This window comes from Pantoea latae, assembly GCF_002077695.1.
Taxonomy (GTDB): domain Bacteria; phylum Pseudomonadota; class Gammaproteobacteria; order Enterobacterales; family Enterobacteriaceae; genus Pantoea; species Pantoea latae.
On sequence record NZ_MWUE01000005.1, the window covers coordinates 138,937 to 155,658 of the forward strand.

At 61.4% G+C, this 16,722-nt stretch carries 18 protein-coding genes; 11 read left to right on the plus strand and 7 right to left on the minus strand.

Annotated features, from left to right (window positions below; translation table 11 throughout):
- Positions 1 to 52 precede the first annotated feature (52 nt).
- From ppiA to argD, 5 genes are all read left to right on the plus strand, one after another.
- Positions 53 to 625 carry a peptidylprolyl isomerase A gene (gene ppiA / locus B2J69_RS03890; protein ID WP_081136601.1) on the plus strand — a complete coding sequence of 191 codons (573 nt, stop codon included), beginning with the start codon at positions 53 to 55 and terminating at the stop codon, positions 623 to 625.
- 111 nt (positions 626 to 736) lie between these two features.
- A complete protein-coding gene (locus tag B2J69_RS03895; RefSeq protein ID WP_081136603.1) occupies positions 737 to 910 on the plus strand; it encodes a YhfG family protein in 174 nt (57 codons plus the stop codon).
- Positions 897 to 1,493, plus strand: coding sequence for a putative adenosine monophosphate-protein transferase Fic (locus B2J69_RS03900; RefSeq protein ID WP_081136605.1), 597 nt, complete (start codon positions 897 to 899; stop codon positions 1,491 to 1,493). The genes B2J69_RS03895 and B2J69_RS03900 overlap by 14 nt, the downstream gene beginning before the upstream one ends.
- Positions 1,494 to 1,534: 41 nt before the next feature.
- A complete protein-coding gene (locus B2J69_RS03905) occupies positions 1,535 to 2,110 on the plus strand; it encodes an anthranilate synthase component II (protein WP_081136607.1) in 576 nt (191 codons plus the stop codon).
- Between the two features lie 88 nt (positions 2,111 to 2,198).
- The gene (gene argD, locus B2J69_RS03910) at positions 2,199 to 3,419 is read left to right on the plus strand and encodes a bifunctional acetylornithine/succinyldiaminopimelate transaminase (protein WP_081136609.1); all 1,221 of its coding nucleotides are present in this window, start codon (positions 2,199 to 2,201) and stop codon (positions 3,417 to 3,419) included.
- On the opposite strand, the gene B2J69_RS03915 is transcribed toward argD, so the two are convergent.
- Entirely contained in the window at positions 3,420 to 5,495 is a 2,076-nt protein-coding gene (locus tag B2J69_RS03915) for a YccS/YhfK family putative transporter (RefSeq protein ID WP_081136611.1), read from the minus strand.
- Between the two features lie 58 nt (positions 5,496 to 5,553).
- Positions 5,554 to 6,186 (minus strand): cAMP-activated global transcriptional regulator CRP, encoded by a 633-nt coding sequence (gene crp, locus B2J69_RS03920; protein ID WP_000242758.1) that lies wholly within the window; start codon positions 6,184 to 6,186, stop codon positions 5,554 to 5,556.
- A gap of 300 nt (positions 6,187 to 6,486) precedes the next feature.
- Here crp and B2J69_RS03925 point away from each other — a divergent pair, with 300 nt between their 5' ends.
- Positions 6,487 to 6,891 (plus strand): OsmC family protein, encoded by a 405-nt coding sequence (locus B2J69_RS03925; RefSeq protein ID WP_081136613.1) that lies wholly within the window; start codon positions 6,487 to 6,489, stop codon positions 6,889 to 6,891.
- A gap of 246 nt (positions 6,892 to 7,137) precedes the next feature.
- Here B2J69_RS03925 and B2J69_RS03935 read toward each other — a convergent pair whose 3' ends face one another.
- The 3 genes from B2J69_RS03935 to B2J69_RS03945 form a co-directional block, all read right to left on the minus strand.
- The gene (locus B2J69_RS03935; RefSeq protein WP_081136617.1) at positions 7,138 to 8,007 is read right to left on the minus strand and encodes a phosphoribulokinase; all 870 of its coding nucleotides are present in this window, start codon (positions 8,005 to 8,007) and stop codon (positions 7,138 to 7,140) included.
- Between the two features lie 61 nt (positions 8,008 to 8,068).
- A complete protein-coding gene (locus tag B2J69_RS03940) occupies positions 8,069 to 8,287 on the minus strand; it encodes a YheU family protein (protein ID WP_081136619.1) in 219 nt (72 codons plus the stop codon).
- Positions 8,284 to 9,300 carry a hydrolase gene (locus B2J69_RS03945; RefSeq protein ID WP_081136621.1) on the minus strand — a complete coding sequence of 339 codons (1,017 nt, stop codon included), beginning with the start codon at positions 9,298 to 9,300 and terminating at the stop codon, positions 8,284 to 8,286. Before B2J69_RS03945 ends, B2J69_RS03940 begins: the two co-directional genes overlap by 4 nt.
- Before the next feature lie 56 nt (positions 9,301 to 9,356).
- Here B2J69_RS03945 and B2J69_RS03950 point away from each other — a divergent pair, with 56 nt between their 5' ends.
- Positions 9,357 to 9,959 (plus strand): LysE family translocator, encoded by a 603-nt coding sequence (locus tag B2J69_RS03950; protein ID WP_081136623.1) that lies wholly within the window; start codon positions 9,357 to 9,359, stop codon positions 9,957 to 9,959.
- A 1-nt stretch (position 9,960) separates the two neighbouring features.
- Here the strand turns inward: B2J69_RS03950 and B2J69_RS03955 are convergent, their stop codons facing one another.
- Positions 9,961 to 10,941 carry a LacI family DNA-binding transcriptional regulator gene (locus B2J69_RS03955; RefSeq protein ID WP_081136625.1) on the minus strand — a complete coding sequence of 327 codons (981 nt, stop codon included), beginning with the start codon at positions 10,939 to 10,941 and terminating at the stop codon, positions 9,961 to 9,963.
- A 236-nt stretch (positions 10,942 to 11,177) separates the two neighbouring features.
- Between B2J69_RS03955 and tauA the strand changes: the two genes are divergently transcribed.
- The 4 genes from tauA to tauD are packed head-to-tail and all read left to right on the plus strand — an operon-like array spanning position 11,178 to position 14,597.
- Entirely contained in the window at positions 11,178 to 12,158 is a 981-nt protein-coding gene (gene tauA, locus B2J69_RS03960) for a taurine ABC transporter substrate-binding protein (protein ID WP_174580887.1), read from the plus strand.
- A gap of 11 nt (positions 12,159 to 12,169) precedes the next feature.
- Entirely contained in the window at positions 12,170 to 12,937 is a 768-nt protein-coding gene (gene tauB / locus B2J69_RS03965) for a taurine ABC transporter ATP-binding subunit (protein ID WP_081136629.1), read from the plus strand.
- On the plus strand, positions 12,934 to 13,761 hold the full coding sequence (gene tauC, locus B2J69_RS03970; RefSeq protein ID WP_081136631.1) for a taurine ABC transporter permease TauC: 828 nt from the start codon (positions 12,934 to 12,936) through the stop codon (positions 13,759 to 13,761). Before tauB ends, tauC begins: the two co-directional genes overlap by 4 nt.
- Positions 13,758 to 14,597, plus strand: coding sequence for a taurine dioxygenase (tauD, locus tag B2J69_RS03975; protein ID WP_081136633.1), 840 nt, complete (start codon positions 13,758 to 13,760; stop codon positions 14,595 to 14,597). The genes tauC and tauD overlap by 4 nt, the downstream gene beginning before the upstream one ends.
- A gap of 165 nt (positions 14,598 to 14,762) precedes the next feature.
- Here tauD and B2J69_RS03980 read toward each other — a convergent pair whose 3' ends face one another.
- On the minus strand, positions 14,763 to 16,667 hold the full coding sequence (locus B2J69_RS03980; RefSeq protein ID WP_081136635.1) for an ABC transporter ATP-binding protein: 1,905 nt from the start codon (positions 16,665 to 16,667) through the stop codon (positions 14,763 to 14,765).
- Positions 16,668 to 16,722 lie beyond the last annotated feature (55 nt).

Genomic DNA, 16,722 nt, shown 5'->3' on the forward strand with positions numbered 1-16,722 from the left:
TCTTTACAATCAGTCTCGTTTAAAAGCTGCTCTCCAAGGTAAGGACTCACTCATGCTTAAACGTACTCTTACAGCGGCGGTCGCCCTGTTTGCGCTCTCTTCCGTTTCCGTCTCGGCGCTGGCCGCTAAAGGCGATACCCACGTCCTGTTCACCACCTCCGCCGGTAATATCGAACTCGAACTGAATAACCAAAAAGCGCCGGTTTCGGTGAAGAATTTCGTCGACTACGTCAACAGCGGTTTCTATAACAACACCATTTTTCACCGCGTGATCCCTGGCTTTATGGTGCAGGGCGGCGGTTTCACCACCGACATGCAGCAGAAGCAGACCAACGCGCCAATCAAAAACGAAGCGGACAACGGCCTGCGCAACCTGCGCGGCACCATCTCGATGGCGCGCACCGCCGATAAAGACAGCGCCACCAGCCAGTTCTTTCTCAACGTTGCCGATAACGCCTTCCTCGATCACGGCCAGCGCGACTTCGGCTACGCGGTATTTGGTAAAATTGTGAAAGGGATGGATGTGGCGGACAAAATTTCCCAGGTGCCGACCAAAGACGTTGGCCCTTATCAAAATGTGCCGGTAAAACCGGTAGTTATCCTCTCCGCCAAAGTTCTGCCGTAAGCCTGTAAGCCGCCCTCCGCTGGCGGCTTCGCCTTGCCCCTCTCCGGCAAAGGGAAAAATTGCTCCTATACTCCTCTTCACGAGAGTGGACAACCCCAGCCAGGAGGCGGCATGGCAAGCAAACTCACCGAGAAACAGAAAAATACCCTCTGGCAGCAGCGCCGCATCGCCAGCTATCAGGCCAGCTGTCGGCTGGAAAATCTTATTCTGGCCGAGCCCGCCAGCACTTACGATCGGGCCGAGGCGCGACTTGACTCGCTGAGGAGGCAGTATGGTGCCGAATAGCGCGGTAGCACGCGATCCCTACCTGTGGCAAAACGACGACGTGTTGAAAAACCGTCTGGATATTCATGACGCCGCGCAGCTGCGCAAGGCGGAGCTGGCGTTCAGCGCCGCGCGTCTCGCGACGCTCGAACTGGGGCCTGCCACCATCGGCCTGCCTTTTCTGTGCCATATCCATCGCACGCTGTTCCAGGATGTCTATGCCTGGGCGGGCGAGCTGCGCACCATCGATATCTGGCGCGACGATACGCCGTTCTGCCACTTCGAATATATCGAGAAAGAGGGCAACGCGCTGATGGACGCGCTGGAGGAAGAAGAGGGGCTGCGCAATCTGGAGCCGCAGGCGTTTGTCGAGCGCATCGCGCACTACTATTGCGAAATCAATATGCTGCATCCGTTCCGCGAAGGCAACGGACGCGCCCAGCGCATCTTCTTCGAGCAGCTGGCGCTGCACGCCGGCTACTTCCTTGAGTGGCAGCACGCAGAGGCGCAGGCGTGGCGCGAGGCGAATCAGGCGGCGGCCGGTGGCGATCTGGCGCCGCTGGAAGCGCTGTTCGCCCAGGTAGTGAGTCGCGCCAGCCTGTAAAACGCGTAGAATAGCGGCGGTTTTCTCCTTCAGGACGGATTATGCTGCTGCTAATCGACAACTACGACTCCTTTACCTGGAATCTTTATCAGTATTTTTGCGAGCTTGGCGCGCAGGTGCGCGTCGTGCGCAACGACGCCATTACGCTGGAAGAGATGGCGGCGCTGCCGCTGACGCATCTGGTGATCTCGCCAGGCCCCTGTACACCCGACGCGTCCGGCGTGTCGATGGCGGCGATCCGTTACTTCGCCGGCCGCATTCCGGTGCTGGGCGTCTGCCTCGGCCATCAGGCGATCGCCCAGGCCTACGGCGCGAAGGTGGTGCGTGCCCGGCAGGCGATGCACGGCAAGACCTCCGCCATCGCCCATAACCATCGCGGCGTGTTCCGCAACCTCAACGATCCGCTTACCGTCACGCGCTACCACTCTCTGATCGTCGCCTGGGATTCGCTGCCCGACGCGTTCGAAATCACCGCCTGGAGCCTGAAAGCGGGCGAACCCGACGAGATTATGGGCTTCCGCCATAAGACGCTGGCGCTGGAAGGCGTGCAGTTTCATCCTGAAAGCATCCTCAGCGAGCAGGGGCATCAGCTGCTGCGCAATTTTCTCGCTACCTGAAGTTATGTTTGCCTTTGGGTGATTTATTATGCATATTTTATGACTATTATTTCACTGTGGCTCAATAATTAATCAAAGGTGGTCGTCGATGGCAGCGGAGAAAATTGCGGTAACGCGGGAAACGTTCGATAACGTCATTTTGCCTGTTTATGCACCCGCGCAGTTCGTGCCGGTCAAAGGCAAGGGCAGCCGCGTCTGGGATCAGCAGGGCAAAGAGTATATCGACTTCTCCGGCGGCATCGCCGTTACGGCGCTCGGTCACTGCCATCCGGCGCTGGTCGAGGCGCTGAAAACCCAGGGCGAAACCCTGTGGCATCTCAGCAACGTCTTTACCAACGAGCCTGCGCTGCGCCTCGCCAGCAAACTGATCGACGCCACCTTCGCCGATCGCGTCTTCTTCGCCAACTCCGGCGCGGAAGCGAACGAAGCTGCCTTTAAGCTGGCGCGCTTTTACGCCTGTCAGCGCCACAGCCCGTTCAAGACCAAAATCATCGCCTTCCATAATGCGTTTCACGGCCGCACCTTGTTTACCGTGTCGGTGGGCGGCCAGCCGAAATATTCCGACGGCTTCGGGCCAAAACCGGCGGATATTGTGCACGTTCCCTTTAACGATCTCGAGGCGGTTAAAGCGGTTATCGACGACCATACCTGCGCCATCGTGGTGGAGCCGATTCAGGGCGAAGGCGGCGTGATGCCCGCCACGCCGGAATTTATGCAGGGGCTGCGCGCGCTGTGCGATAAGCATCAGGCGCTGCTGGTGCTGGATGAGGTGCAGAGCGGCATGGGACGCAGCGGCAAGCTGTTCGCCTATGAACACTACGGCGTGACGCCCGATATTCTCACCAGCGCCAAGGCGCTGGGCGGCGGCTTCCCGGTGAGCGCGATGCTGACCACCAATGAGATCGCCTCAACCATGTCACCGGGCGTGCACGGCACCACCTACGGCGGCAATCCGCTGGCCTGCGCGGTCGCGGAAGCGGCGCTGGACGTCATCAATACGCCCGAGGTGCTGGAGGGCGTGCAGGCGCGTCGCCAGCAGTTTGTCAGCGCGCTGCAGACGCTCGACGCGAAGTTCGATCTGTTTAGCGACATTCGCGGCAAAGGGCTGCTGATTGGCGCGGCGCTTAAGCCGCAGCACGCCGGTAAAGCGCGCGATATTCTCAACGCCGCGGCGGCGGAAGGGCTGATGGTGCTGGTGGCCGGCACCGATGTGATCCGTTTCGCGCCGTCGCTGGTGATCGAACCCGCCGATATCGAAGAGGGCATGGCGCGCTTCGCCCGCGCGGTCGAGCGCGTGCTGACGGCCTAATCAGCCTTTGCGTAAATGCCTGATCAGCCAGCGGCCATGATGCGGCCGCTGGCTCCACGCCAGCGACGAAATGGTGTGCATCACGTTCAGGTGCTCCAGAATGCGTTTCACATGCTGCTCCAGAATCGTGGTGGGGCCTTCATCAATGCTCTCCACGCCCGCCATCACGTTGGTCTGCGATCCCGGTCCGTCATACTCCAGCCGCTGCTGGCAGCGCTGCAGCGCCACCTCGCACGACTGCAGATAACGCTGCGCCAGGTCTGCGGTCAGCATGGTGTGCTCACGCGCCAGGATGGTCATGGCGTTGATATGCTCGACGATAAACTGGCTGTGCGTCACCCATAAGCGCATATCTTTCAGATACTGCGCGTTGAAGCCCGGCTCCTGCATCGCCTGATTGAGCGAGTTAAACAGCGCGTTGTGCGCCTGATTGACCTTCATGCGCTGGTACGCCAGCGGCTTCGCCTCCTGCTCCGGCCCCAGCAGCAGGCGCAGCGCCTCCTGATAGGTTTCCAGCGCGTCGTGGGCGTTCTGCCGCAGCAGCCCGCTTTGCCACTGCGGCCAGAGCCACAGCATGCCGCCGAAGGCGATCAAACAGCCCATCAGCGTATCCATCAGGCGCGGCAGGAGAAACTGCGCGCCGTTCAGCGACAGCAGCTGCAGCGAGTAGACCGCCGTGACGGTAAAGCCGATCATCGACCAGCCGTAATATTTGCGCGTCACCAGATAGCTGAGCAGCGTCACCACCAGCATAAACAGCAGCACCAGCGATTCCGGCACCGCGAAGCGCAGCGAGGCGGCGGCGATCACCAGCCCGACAAAGGTGCCGAGCGCCCGGTGCTGAATGCGCACCCGCGTGGCGCTGTAGCCATTCTGGCTGACGAACATAATGGTCATCAGGATCCAGTAGGGTTTGGGAATGTCGAACAGCATCGCCAGCGCGCTGCCGAACATCAGCATCACGGCGAAGCGCGCCGCCGTGCGCAGCGCGGCGGACTTCAGCGACAGGTAGCTGCGCAGCGCGGGCAGCAGCGGCAGCCGACGCTGACGATCGGTCATCAGGTCGCGCTGATAAAGCGGCTTCTGGGTGCGCAGCACGCGTGCGATGCGGCTGAAGTGGTAGAAGCAGAAGTGGCCGACGGGATTGTCGGGATGCTGGCGAGCGATCTTCTCCAGCGCGCCGAGCGGCTTCTCCATCTCGAAACGGCTCGGCAGCTGGTGATAGAGAATGGCGTCGGCCAGCGCGCGCAGCCGCGCCGAGATGATTTTGGCGTTCCAGCGTATCACCGCTTCCGCATGGCTGCGCTCTACCAGCTTTTGCACCTCTTCCGGCTGGTGCAGGCTGACGGAGATGTGCTCCTGCAGATCGAGCGCCACCTGAAAGGCGCGCGTCAGCCGTTTATGGCTGTTGTCGCGGCTGGCGGAGAGCATATGCATCTGCTGATAGCAGGTGTTGATCAGATCGACCGCTTTCTGCTGGCGCGCCAGCAGCGGCGGCAGCGCTTTTTCCGGATCGGTGAGCTGGGTCAGCAGGGTATATTTGGCGTCGCAGTAGTCCGCCAGCTCGCGGTAGATCAGGCTCAGGGTTTCGCGCATCGGCTGCTCTTTCCACAGCCAGAACCAGAACCAGTTAAAGAGCCCGTACCAGAGCGTGCCGCCGATATAGAGCAGCGGCGGCACGTAGATCGGCATGCGGCCGATCAGGCTCAGGGTAAAGATCGCCGCCACCAGCGTGCCGGAGAGCAGCCGGCCGTGCAGCGGGCTGATTTCGCCGGTGACGCCCAGCAGCAGCGGCAGCACAAAGAGCACCGCAGGCAGCGGCACTCCTTTCAGGGTCAATAGTTGGATCAGAAAGCTGCCGAGCGCGAACAGCGAGCCGCCAACGATCAGTCGTTTGAAGAAACGCTTATGGGGCGTATCCAGGCCCGCGACGTTGCAGCAGGCGGGAACCAGCGAGAAGAGCAGCCCTTTTTGCAGATCGCCGAACAGCCAGCCGAGCGCGACGGGAATGCACAGCACCAGCGTCTGCCGCAGGGCATAGTTAACTTCGGGGTGGTAGATGATTCGACGCCACATCACTTCGCTAAAAGCAGTAACGGCGTGACGGTAAGTTCACGCCGTGAGTGAGAGGAAATCAGCGGGTGCCGTAAACGACAATGGTTTTGCCGTGTGCGGAAATCAGATTCTGGTCTTCCAACATTTTCAAAATGCGGCCCACGGTTTCACGCGAGCAACCAACGATTTGGCCAATTTCCTGACGAGTAATTTTGATTTGCATGCCGTCGGGATGCGTCATGGCGTCTGGCTGTTTCGCCAGGTTAAGCAGGGTTTGTGCAATACGTCCGGTCACGTCGAGGAAAGCTAAATTGCCCACTTTCTCCGATGTTACCTGCAGACGGCGCGCCATCTGCGATGAGAGACGCATTAAAATATCCGGGTTCACCTGGATAAGCTGACGGAATTTCTTGTAGGAAATTTCTGCCACTTCGCACGCGGTTTTCGCGCGCACCCAGGCGCTGCGCTCCTGACCTTCTTCAAACAGGCCAAGCTCGCCGATAAAATCACCCTGATTCAGGTAAGAGAGGATCATCTCTTTGCCCTCTTCATCTTTGATCAGCACCGCAACGGAACCTTTCACGATGTAGTAGAGGGTTTCAGCCTTCTCACCCTGATGAATCAGCGTACTTTTGGATGGATATTTGTGAATATGGCAATGGGACAGGAACCATTCGAGTGTAGGGTCTGTTTGCGGTTTGCCGAGAACCATTCGCTATTATCCTCTGTTGTAATCGTGCCCAAAACGCGGGGGGATTATTCCCTGCCAGGCGATGAAAGCTTCAAGCGTTTCCCCTAAAGGAGATTATTCGGGCCTTATTTTGCGCCAGGCGCTTGATGTGTCCCGTCTTCGTCCTTAGCAAGACGAACTATTTTCAGCACTGTTTGTAGCACAGCTTTTGCCGACTGTCTTCTGTTGTCTCGCTTCAGCAAAGGGGGGATTACTCTGGATTGCTGTTTGCCAGGCGAACGCGTACTCTGGCGGCAAACGGGCTATTCTCGAGGTGGAAACATGCAGGCAAGAGTGAAGTGGGTCGAAGGGTTAACCTTTCTCGGCGAGTCGTCGTCAGGGCATCAGATCCTGATGGACGGCAACTCCGGCGATAAAGCGCCCAGTCCGATGGAGATGGTGCTGATGGCCGCGGGCGGCTGCAGCGCGATCGACGTGGTTTCTATTTTGCAGAAAGGGCGCAACGACGTGGTGGACTGCGAGGTGAAGCTGACCTCTGAACGCCGCGAAGAGGCGCCGCGCCTGTTTACCCATATCAATCTGCACTTCGTGGTTACCGGCAAGGCGCTGAGCGACAAAGCGGTGGCGCGCGCGGTGGATCTCTCGGCGGAGAAGTACTGTTCGGTGGCGTTGATGCTGGGCAAGGGCGTAGAGATGACCCATAGCTATGAAGTGGTCGCGCTGTAAAACGTAAACTTTTTGGCAAGGTGCTCACGCGGGTGAGAGGGGCCGATCGCAAAGTCGCTCAAGGCATCCATGCTCGCTCGGCCCGCCCGGATACGCACCTCTTCCCTGAGGTGCGCCCGTAAACGGGCCAACGCGCTGCGTTGTTCAAAAACGTTCCCAACGTTTTTGTCCCTGTCGCGGGACGCTTTGCTCTTCTGCCCATCTCGCCCGCGTTTTACGCTTATGAGCCGTCTGCTCATTGTTTGGTCAGGCGATCTGTTTGCCTTCCATCAGCCGCTGCACCAGCGGCGCCATAATCAGCTCCATCGCCAGCCCCATCTTGCCGCCCGGCACCACCAGCGTATTCATATGCGAGATAAAGGATCCCTGCAGCATCGCCAGCAGATAGGGGAAGTCGATATTCTCCAGCCCGCGAAAGTGGATCACCACGAAGCTCTCGTCCAGCGACGGGATCTCGCGCGCGGCGAACGGGTTCGAGGTATCTACGGTGGGGACGCGCTGGAAGTTAATGTGGGTGCGCGAGAACTGCGGCGTAATGAAGTTGATGTAATCCTCCATTGAGCGCACTACCGAGTCCATCACCGCTTCGCGCGAGTGGCCGCGCTCGCCGGTGTCGCGCACCAGCTTCTGGATCCACTCCAGATTGACGATCGGCACCACGCCCACCAGCAGATCGACCTTTTCCGCCACGTTGTGCTGCTGCGTCACGACACCGCCGTGTAGCCCCTCGTAAAACAGAATATCGGTGTTCTCCGGCAGCGGCTGCCAGGGCGTAAAGGTGCCGGGCACCTGATTCCAGGGCACGGCCTCGTCGTAGGTGTGCAGATACTTGCGCGACTGGCCTTTGCCCGCGTTGCCGTAGTCGATAAAGGTCTGCTCCAGCAGGCCGAAATCATTGGCTTCCGGCCCGAAATAGCTGATGTGCCGTCCCAGATCGCGCGCTTTGCGGATGGCCATATCCATCTCCGGCCGCGTATAGCGGTGGAAACTGTCGCCCTCCAGCTCGGCGGCGTGCAGGCTGAGCTGCTGGAAAATCTTACGGAACGCCAGGCTGGTGGTGGTGGTGCCGGCCCCGCTGGAGCCGGTCACCGCGATAATCGGGTGTCGTGCTGACATGGTAAAGCTTCCTGTAACCTCGGGCGATGAGCATTGTTAACACGAAAAAGGCCGTGGCGCATCAGCCGCGAAATTCGCTGCGCGGCATAATGTTGACGGTTTCATGCAGTTCCGACCAGACCAGCACTACGTCGCCGCGCTCCAGCTGGCGGCGCACGTCATCGACCTTTTGCGCCAGGCTGCGCTCCTGTTCGCCGTAGTCGGTGCCTTCGCGCAGCACAAAGGCTTCGATCAGGTTGGTGAGGGTCTCGGGATCGATCTGTTGCCAGGGAATCATCATGATGTAAGCCACTGTGTGAGCCACTGCGGCACACGTTGTTCGAGCCACATCTGCGGTTGACGCAGCGTGCCGCCGACAAAACCAACGTGTCCGCCATGCGGCGTAAGTTGATAGGTTGTGCTGGCTGAGAGCTGTTCCGGCTGGGGGATCACCTCGTCAGTCATAAAAGGATCGTCTTTCGCATGAATGATCAGCAAGGGCCTGCGCACCTTTTTCAGCAGCGGCATGGCGCTGGCGCGACGATAGTAGTCGCCCGCGTCGAGAAAGCCGTGGGCGCGCGCGGTAATGGCGTCGTCAAAATCGCGCAGGCGCCGCAGCGCCTTCAGCTGCGGCAGATCGACCGGCAGCGTGCCCGGCCAGGCGCGCAGCTTGCGCTCGGCGTTCTTTTTCAGCTGATCGAGCAGATAGCGCTGATAAAAGCGTGAAAAGCCCTGTTCCAGCTTCAGGCTGCACGGCTCCAGCAGCAGCGGCGCGGAGACGATCACCCCGGCGTCGAGCGGCGCGGCGTCGCCCAGCCTGCCGAGCAAACAGCCCAGCATATTGCCGCCGAGCGACACGCCGACCGCCGCGGTGGGCGCATCGCCCCAGCGGGTTTTCAGCCAGCGCAGAAAAAAGGCGGCGTCTTCGGTTTCGCCGGAGTGATAGATGCGATGAAGGCGGTTCGGCTCGCCGCCGCAGCCGCGAAAGTGCATCACCACGCCGAGCCAGCCCTGTCGCTGGCAGGCGTGCATCAGGCCGTGGGCGTAAGGGCTGTGAAAGTTGCCTTCCAGCCCGTGAAACAGCACCACGCGCGGCTTATGGCTCGCCTGCTGCGGATCTTCACTCCAGGCGAGATCGACGAAGTCGCCGTCCGGCAGGTCGAGGCGCTGCCAGTGCGGCCGCAGCAGCAGGCGACGGCGCACCAGGCGCGGCAGCACCGTCTGCAGATGCGGATTGCGCAGGGCGCGCGGCGGCAGAAAGCGCGTCGCGGCGTCCGGCGTAAAATTCATGTCGCCAGGGCTTGTCTGATCCATATCACACTGTTAGCTTCGTTGAGTTTGTTGTGAATTTGGGGAAGGAGCACCCGTTCATGGAACTGAGCCTGTTTTTATCAATGTTAGGTTTTCTCTGGGTCGCCGCCATCACGCCAGGCCCTAATAATATGTTACTCACCGCGTCCGGCGCCAATTTCGGCTTCTGGCGCACCGTGCCGCTGATGATCGGCATTATGATCGGCATGCAGGTGATGCTGCTGATGGTGGCGTTCGGCGTCGGCGGCCTGATCCTGCTCTATCCCGCGCTGCATCTTATCCTGAAGATTGCCGGTAGCCTTTATCTGCTCTGGCTGGCGTGGAAAATCGCCACCGCCGCCTATGAAAAGCTGGAGACCGGCGACGCGCCGCCGAAGCCGATGCCGTTCTGGCAGGGCGGCCTGCTGCAGCTGATCAACCCCAAAGCCTGGCTGATGGCGCTGGGCGCGGTCGCCAGCTTCAGTCTCGCCGGCGCCGCCTATCTCCATTCGGTGGCGGCTATCAGCCTGGGCATGTTTATGGTCAACCTGGTGGCGGGCATTATCTGGATCGGCTTCGGCGCGCTGATTGGCCGCATTCTGCAAAGCCGCCGCGCCTGGACCCTTTTCAACCTGGCGATGGGGCTGCTGACCGCCGCCTGCGTGCTGCTGATCTGGCGCTAGGCTAGCTGGAGGCGCGTTCGACGCGCGTCCACGGCAGCACTTCGCGCACCACCGGCGACGTCGGGCGGCGAATGCGCTGCAGCAGCAGCTGCACGCTGCGCGCGCCAAGCTGATACATCGGCTGCTCGACGGTGGTGAGCGGCGGATTCAGGCTGCGGGTAAAGGGAATGCCGTCGAATCCCACTACCGCCAGATCCTCCGGCACGCGCAGACCCGCCTCAAGCGCGGCGTGCACCACGCCCACCGCCAGCACGTCTGACACCGCCAGCACCGCGTCCGGCGGCGTCGGCTGCTGCAAAAGCTGGCGCAGCGCCTCGCTGCCCGCTTCGCATGAAATCGCCTCCGCATAGGCCACGCCGCGCCACGGCAGCGCCAGCTCGGCCAACCCTTGCTCATAGCCCGCCTCGCGCTGATGCGAATAAAGGTAGCGCAAATCGCTGTTCACCAGCCCGATGCGGCGGCGGCCTTTGCTCGCCAGGTAGCGCACCGTTTCTCGCGCCGCGCCGTGGTTATCAATAGAAACCGAGGAGGCGGGCAGCGCGGGATCAAACTCCGCGCACTGCACCCAGGGCGCATCGCCGATAATCGCGGCGATATCCTGCAGCGCGGCGGCGGCGTCCATGGTGATCACCCCATCCACTACCTTGCCGGCCAGCAGGCCAAGATAAGCGGCTTCGCGCCGCAGCTGAGAGGCGGAGTTGCACAGCAGAATGTGATAGCCCTGCGCTTCTGCTTCCGCTTCGATGCCCTGCACCACGCGCGAACAGAAGGGATTAGTGATATCGGAGATCAGCACCAGCAGCATATTGCTCTGAGCGGTACGCAGCTGGCGCGCAAGCAGATTGGGCTGGTATTCGCTGGCAGAGATTGCCGCCAGCACCCGTTCGCGCGTATCTGACTTTACGCCGGGATGATCGTTCAGCACGCGGGAAACCGTAGCTTTGGAGACGCCCGCCAGCAGCGCGACCTTCTCAATGGACATGTTGCCGCAACCCTTTTTGGCCGGTTAACAGTGGACTCATATCAATAGCACAGCGGCAATGTGAGCGCCTGCCATTTTGTCTGAATAGTGGCGCAGCCATTGCCGGATTTCGCATCAGCTTTGCCGATCATGATCTAAGAACATCTGTTTATTAAGAATAATTTTTAATTCCTTTATGAAATCATCGCCGCTGGCGACACTGCGCCCATCATCAGACCCTGGCGGAGTGCGACATCATGGCAGTGAAAGGACGTATAACGATTTTGGCCGCAGCGCTTTCGCTGCTGGCGTTTCAGGCGCAGGCCGTCAACGTGACGGTGGCGTATCAGACCTCCGCCGAGCCGGCGAAAGTGGCGCAGGCGGACAATAGCTTCGCAAAAGAGAGCGGCGCCACCGTCGACTGGCGTAAGTTCGACAGCGGCGCGGGCGTGCTGCGCGCGCTGGCGTCCGGCGACGTGCAGATCGGCAATATCGGCTCCAGCCCGCTGGCGGTCGCCGCCACGCAGCAGCTGCCGATCGAAGCCTTTTTGCTGGCGTCGCAGCTGGGCAACTCCGAGGCGCTGGTGGTGAAGAAAAACATCGCCAGCCCGAAAGATCTGATCGGCAAGCGTATCGCCGTGCCCTTTATCTCCACCACCCACTACAGCCTGCTGGCGGCGCTGAAGCACTGGGGCATCAAGCCGACCGAGGTGCAGCTGGTGAACCTGCAGCCGCCCGCGATTATCGCCGCCTGGCAGCGTGGGGATATCGACGGCGCCTATGTCTGGGCGCCCGCCGTCAACGAGCTGGAGAAAGAGGGCAAGGTGCTGACCGACTCTTCGCAGGTCGGACAGTGGGGCTCGCCGACGCTCGACGTCTGGGTGGTGCGCAAGGATTTCGCCCAGGCGCATCCTGAGATCGTCACCGCCTTCGCCCGCAGCGCGCTGGAGGCGCAAAAACCCTATATCGACAACCCGGAGCAGTGGCTGAAGCAGCCTGACAACCTGAGCAAGCTGTCGCGCCTGAGCGGCGTGCCGGAAGCGCAGGTGCCGGGGCTGGTGAAGGGCAATACCTACCTCACGGCGCAGCAGCAGGTCGAGCAGCTGGGCAAGCCGGTGAATAAGGCGATTGTCGACACGGCGAACTTCCTGAAAGAGCAGGGCAAAGTGCCGCAGGCGAACGCCGACTACAGCGACTACGTCACCAGCCGCTTTGTCGAGCCGCTGGCGAAACAATAAAGGAGAACGCCATGCTGCGCATCGCTCATCTCAACGCGCGTTATGCCGGACGTCCCGCGCTGCAGGATATCAGCCTGCAGCTCGATAAAGGCGAACTGCTGGTGGCGCTCGGCCCGTCGGGCTGCGGCAAAACCACGCTGCTGAACCTGATCGCCGGCTTTTTGCCGGTGGAGTCGGGCAGCATTACGCTGGAGGGTAAAACCATCAGCGGGCCGGGCGCGGAGCGCGGCGTGGTGTTTCAGCATGAAGGGCTGCTGCCGTGGCGCAACGTGCTGGATAATGTCGCGTTTGGTCTGCAGCTCGCCGGGATGGCGCGCAGCGAGCGCAACGCCATCGCGCAGCGGCTGATTAAAAAGGTTGGACTGGAAGGGGCGGAAAACCGCCCTATCTGGCAGCTCTCCGGCGGCCAGCGTCAGCGCGTCGGCATTGCCCGCGCGCTGGCGGCGGATCCGCAGCTGCTGCTGCTCGACGAACCCTTCGGCGCGCTGGATGCTTTTACCCGCGAGCAGATGCAGACGCTGCTGCTGACGCTGTGGCGCGACAGCGGCAAACAAATTTTCCTTATCACGCACGATATCGAAGAGGCGGTGTTTCTCGCCAGCGAGCTGGTGCTGCTTTCGCCGGGACCGGGCCGCATCGTGGAGCGCCTGAAGCTTAACTTCGGCCAGCGCTTTGCCGACGGCGAACCCTGCCGCGCTATCAAATCCGATCCCGCGTTTATTGCCCAGCGTGAATACGTGCTGAGCCGGGTATTCGAACAGCGGGAGGCTTTTGTATGAGCGCGCTGATCAATGACAAAACCGCGGCGGCGCGTCGCCGTCTGCGCTGGCCCTTTTCCCGGCCGTTTAGCCTCAGCCTGCTGAGCCTGGCGCTGCTGCTGCTGATCTGGTGGAGCGTGACGGCGCTGGGCCTGATTAGCCCGCTGTTTCTGCCGGCGCCGCAGCAGGTGCTGAGCAAGCTGCTGCTGATCGCCAGTCCGCAGGGCTTTATGGACGCGACGCTGTGGCAGCATCTCGCCGCCAGCCTGACGCGCATGCTGGTGGCGCTGTTTGCCGCCGCGGCCATCGGCATTCCGGTCGGCATCGCCATGGGCCTGAGCCCGGCGGTGCGCGGCCTGCTCGATCCGCTGATTGAGCTTTATCGTCCCGTGCCGCCGCTCGCCTATCTGCCGCTGATGGTGATCTGGTTCGGCATCGGCGAAACCTCCAAAATTCTGCTGATCTATCTGGCGATTTTCGCGCCGGTGACGCTTTCCACCCTGGCGGGCGTGCGCAACACGCAGCAGGTGCGCATTCGCGCCGCGCAGTCGCTGGGCGCCAGCCGCTGGCAGCTGCTGCGCTGGGTGATCCTGCCCGGCGCGCTGCCGGAGATCCTCACCGGCCTGCGCATCGGGCTGGGCGTCGGCTGGTCGACGCTGGTGGCGGCGGAGCTGATCGCCGCGACGCGCGGGCTCGGCTTTATGGTGCAGTCCGCCGGCGAATTTCTGGCAACCGACGTGGTGCTGGCGGGCATCGCGGTCATCGCGCTGATTGCCTTTACCTTAGAACTCGGGCTGCGCGCCCTGCAGCGTCGACTGACGCCCTGGAATGGAGAACAATCATGAACGAAAAGCTGACCATCACCGCGCTCGGCCCTTATATTGGCGCGCAGGTGTCGAATCTCGATTTAACCCGGCCGCTTAGCGACGCCCAGTTTGAACAGCTCTATCACGCGCTGCTGCGCCATCAGGTGCTGTTCCTGCGCGACCAGGCAATCACGCCGCACCAGCAGCGCGCGCTGGCGGCACGCTTCGGCGACCTGCATATCCACCCGGTTTATCCGCACGCCGAGGGCGTCGAGGAGATTATCGTGCTGGATACCCATCAGGATAATCCGCCGGACAACGACAACTGGCACACCGACGTGACTTTTATCAACACGCCGCCGGCGGTGGCGATTCTGGCGTCGAAGCTGCTGCCTGAGTCAGGCGGCGATACCCTGTGGGCGAGCGGCATCGCCGCGTATGAGACCCTGTCGGCGCCGATCAAAACCCTGCTGGAGGGATTGCATGCCGAGCACGATTTCAAGAAGTCGTTCCAGGAGTATAAATATCGTCGAAGCGAAGAGGAGCATCAGCGTTGGCAGGCGGCGGTGGCGAAGCATCCGCCGGTGCAGCATCCGGTGATCCGCACCCATCCGGTCAGCGGACGCAAAGCGCTGTTTGTTAACGAAGGATTTACCACGCGGATTGTCGAACTGAGCGAGAAAGAGAGTCACGCCGTGCTGGAGCTGCTCTATGCGCACGCCACTAAGCCGGAGTTTCAGGTGCGCTGGCGCTGGCAGCCGAACGACGTGGCGATCTGGGATAACCGCGTGACGCAGCACTATGCCAATGCGGATTATTATCCGGCGAGGCGGGTAATGCACCGCGCGACGGTGCTGGGGGATAAGCCCTTTTAAAACGTCCGTACCGGGCTGCGACGGCGTTGCTGCGACGCGCCATAATGCTCACATACGTCGGTATGCTCCGCTTATGGCGCGTCTTGCGCCTTGTCTCGCTCCGGTACGATCGTTTTAAGTCCGCAAAAAGCGAAAAGCGAAAAGCGAAAAGCGAAAAGCGAAAAGTCAGGAGGCGAGCATCGCCTCCAGCTGCTCCTGCGCATCCAGCCACGCCATCTCGACCTCTTCAAGCGCCGCTTTGCTCTCTGCCTGACGCTGCAGCGCGACGGTAAGATCCGCTTTGCGGCTCGGGTCGTAGATGTCGCCGTCGGCGAGCTGGGTTTCCGCTTCGGTGAGCTGGCTCTGCCATTTCGCCATCTGCTTCTCCAGCTTCTCAATCTCTTTGCGCAGCGGCTGCGTCTGGGCGCGCAGCTCGGCGTCGCGGCGCTTCTGATCTTTGCGCGACTGCGCGCTGTTGCCGTTGTCCTGCTTCGGCGCGGCGTCCGCCTGCGCCTGCTGCTTCTGCAGGTCGCTCAGCCACTGCTGATAATCCTCCAGATCGCCCGGGAAGACATCGACCTTGCCGTCATGCACCAGATAGAGATCGTCGGTGGTGGCGCGCAGCAGATGGCGGTCGTGCGACACCACCACCAGCGCGCCTTCGAAGTCGATCAGCGCTTCGGTCAGCGCCTGGCGCATGTCGAGATCGAGGTGGTTGGTCGGTTCGTCGAGCAGCAGCAGGTTAGGGCGCTGCCAGACGATCAGCGCCAGCACCAGCCGCGCCTTTTCGCCGCCGGAGAAGCGCGCTGTTACCTCGCTGACTTTGTCGCCCTGAAAGCCGAAGCCGCCGAGATAGTCGCGCAGCTGCTGCTCCAGCACCTTCGGCGCGATGCGCGCCAGATGCTGCAGCGGCGATTCGTCGCTGCGCAGATACTCCAGCTGATGCTGCGCGAAGTAGCCGAGCTTAATGCCTTTCGCCAGCCCAACCTCGCCGTCGAGCGGCGTCAGCTCGCCCGCCAGCAGCTTAATCAGCGTCGATTTGCCCGCGCCGTTGCGGCCGAGCAGGCCGATGCGCGAGCCCGGCACCAGATTAAGCTTGATGGCGTCGAGAATGATGCGCTCGCCGTAGCCGGCGGTGACCTTCTCCATCTTCAACAGCGGATTCGGCAGGCTTTCCGGCGCGCGGAAGCTGAAGCTGAACGGGTTATCGACGTGCGCCGGGGCGATCATCTCCATGCGCTCCAGCATCTTGATGCGGCTCTGCGCCTGTTTCGCTTTTGACGCCTTGGCACGGAAGCGGTCGATATAGCTCTGCAGATGCGCCACTTTCTCCTGCTGGCTGGCAAACAGCGCCTGCTGCTGCGCCAGTTTGGCGACGCGCTGCCGTTCGAACGAGGAGTAGTTGCCGGTGTACTCGTAGAGGCTTTCCTGCTCGATATGGATAATCTTATCCACCACCGGATCGAGGAAGTCGCGGTCGTGGGAGATCAGGATCAGCGTGCCTTCGTAGCTTTTCAGCCAGCGCTCCAGCCAGATCACCGCATCGAGATCGAGGTGGTTGGTGGGTTCGTCGAGCAGCAGCAGATCTGAGCGGCACACCAGCGCCTGCGCGAGGTTGAGGCGCATGCGCCAGCCGCCGGAGAAGTCGCTCACCGGACGATTAAGCTGCTCCTGGCTAAAGCCGAGGCCGTGCAGCAGGCTTGAGGCGCGGGCGTGAATGCTCCACGCCTGAATCGCGTCCAGCTTGCCGTGCAGCAGCGCGATGGCGTTGCCGTCGTTGCGCTGGTTGGCGTCCGCCAGTTCCGCCTCAAGCTCGCGGTATTCGCGATCGCCGTCGATAACGTATTCCAGCGCCGGTTTGCTCAGCGCCGGGGTCTCCTGGTTCACCCAGGCCAGCGCCCAGTTGCCGGGAAAGGTCACGCCGCCGGCGTCGCTGCCGATCTCGCCTTTTAACAGCGACAGCAGGGTCGATTTGCCGCAGCCGTTTTTGCCCACCAGGCCCACTTTCTGGCCGGGATTAATGGTGGCGGAAGCGTTATCGAGCAGCACGCGGACGCCGCGGCGGATTTGCAGAGAAGAAAAGACAATCATAAGCGCCGTATCGTCAGAATATGTTAATTTACCCACCACATAATTAGAGGGTGTC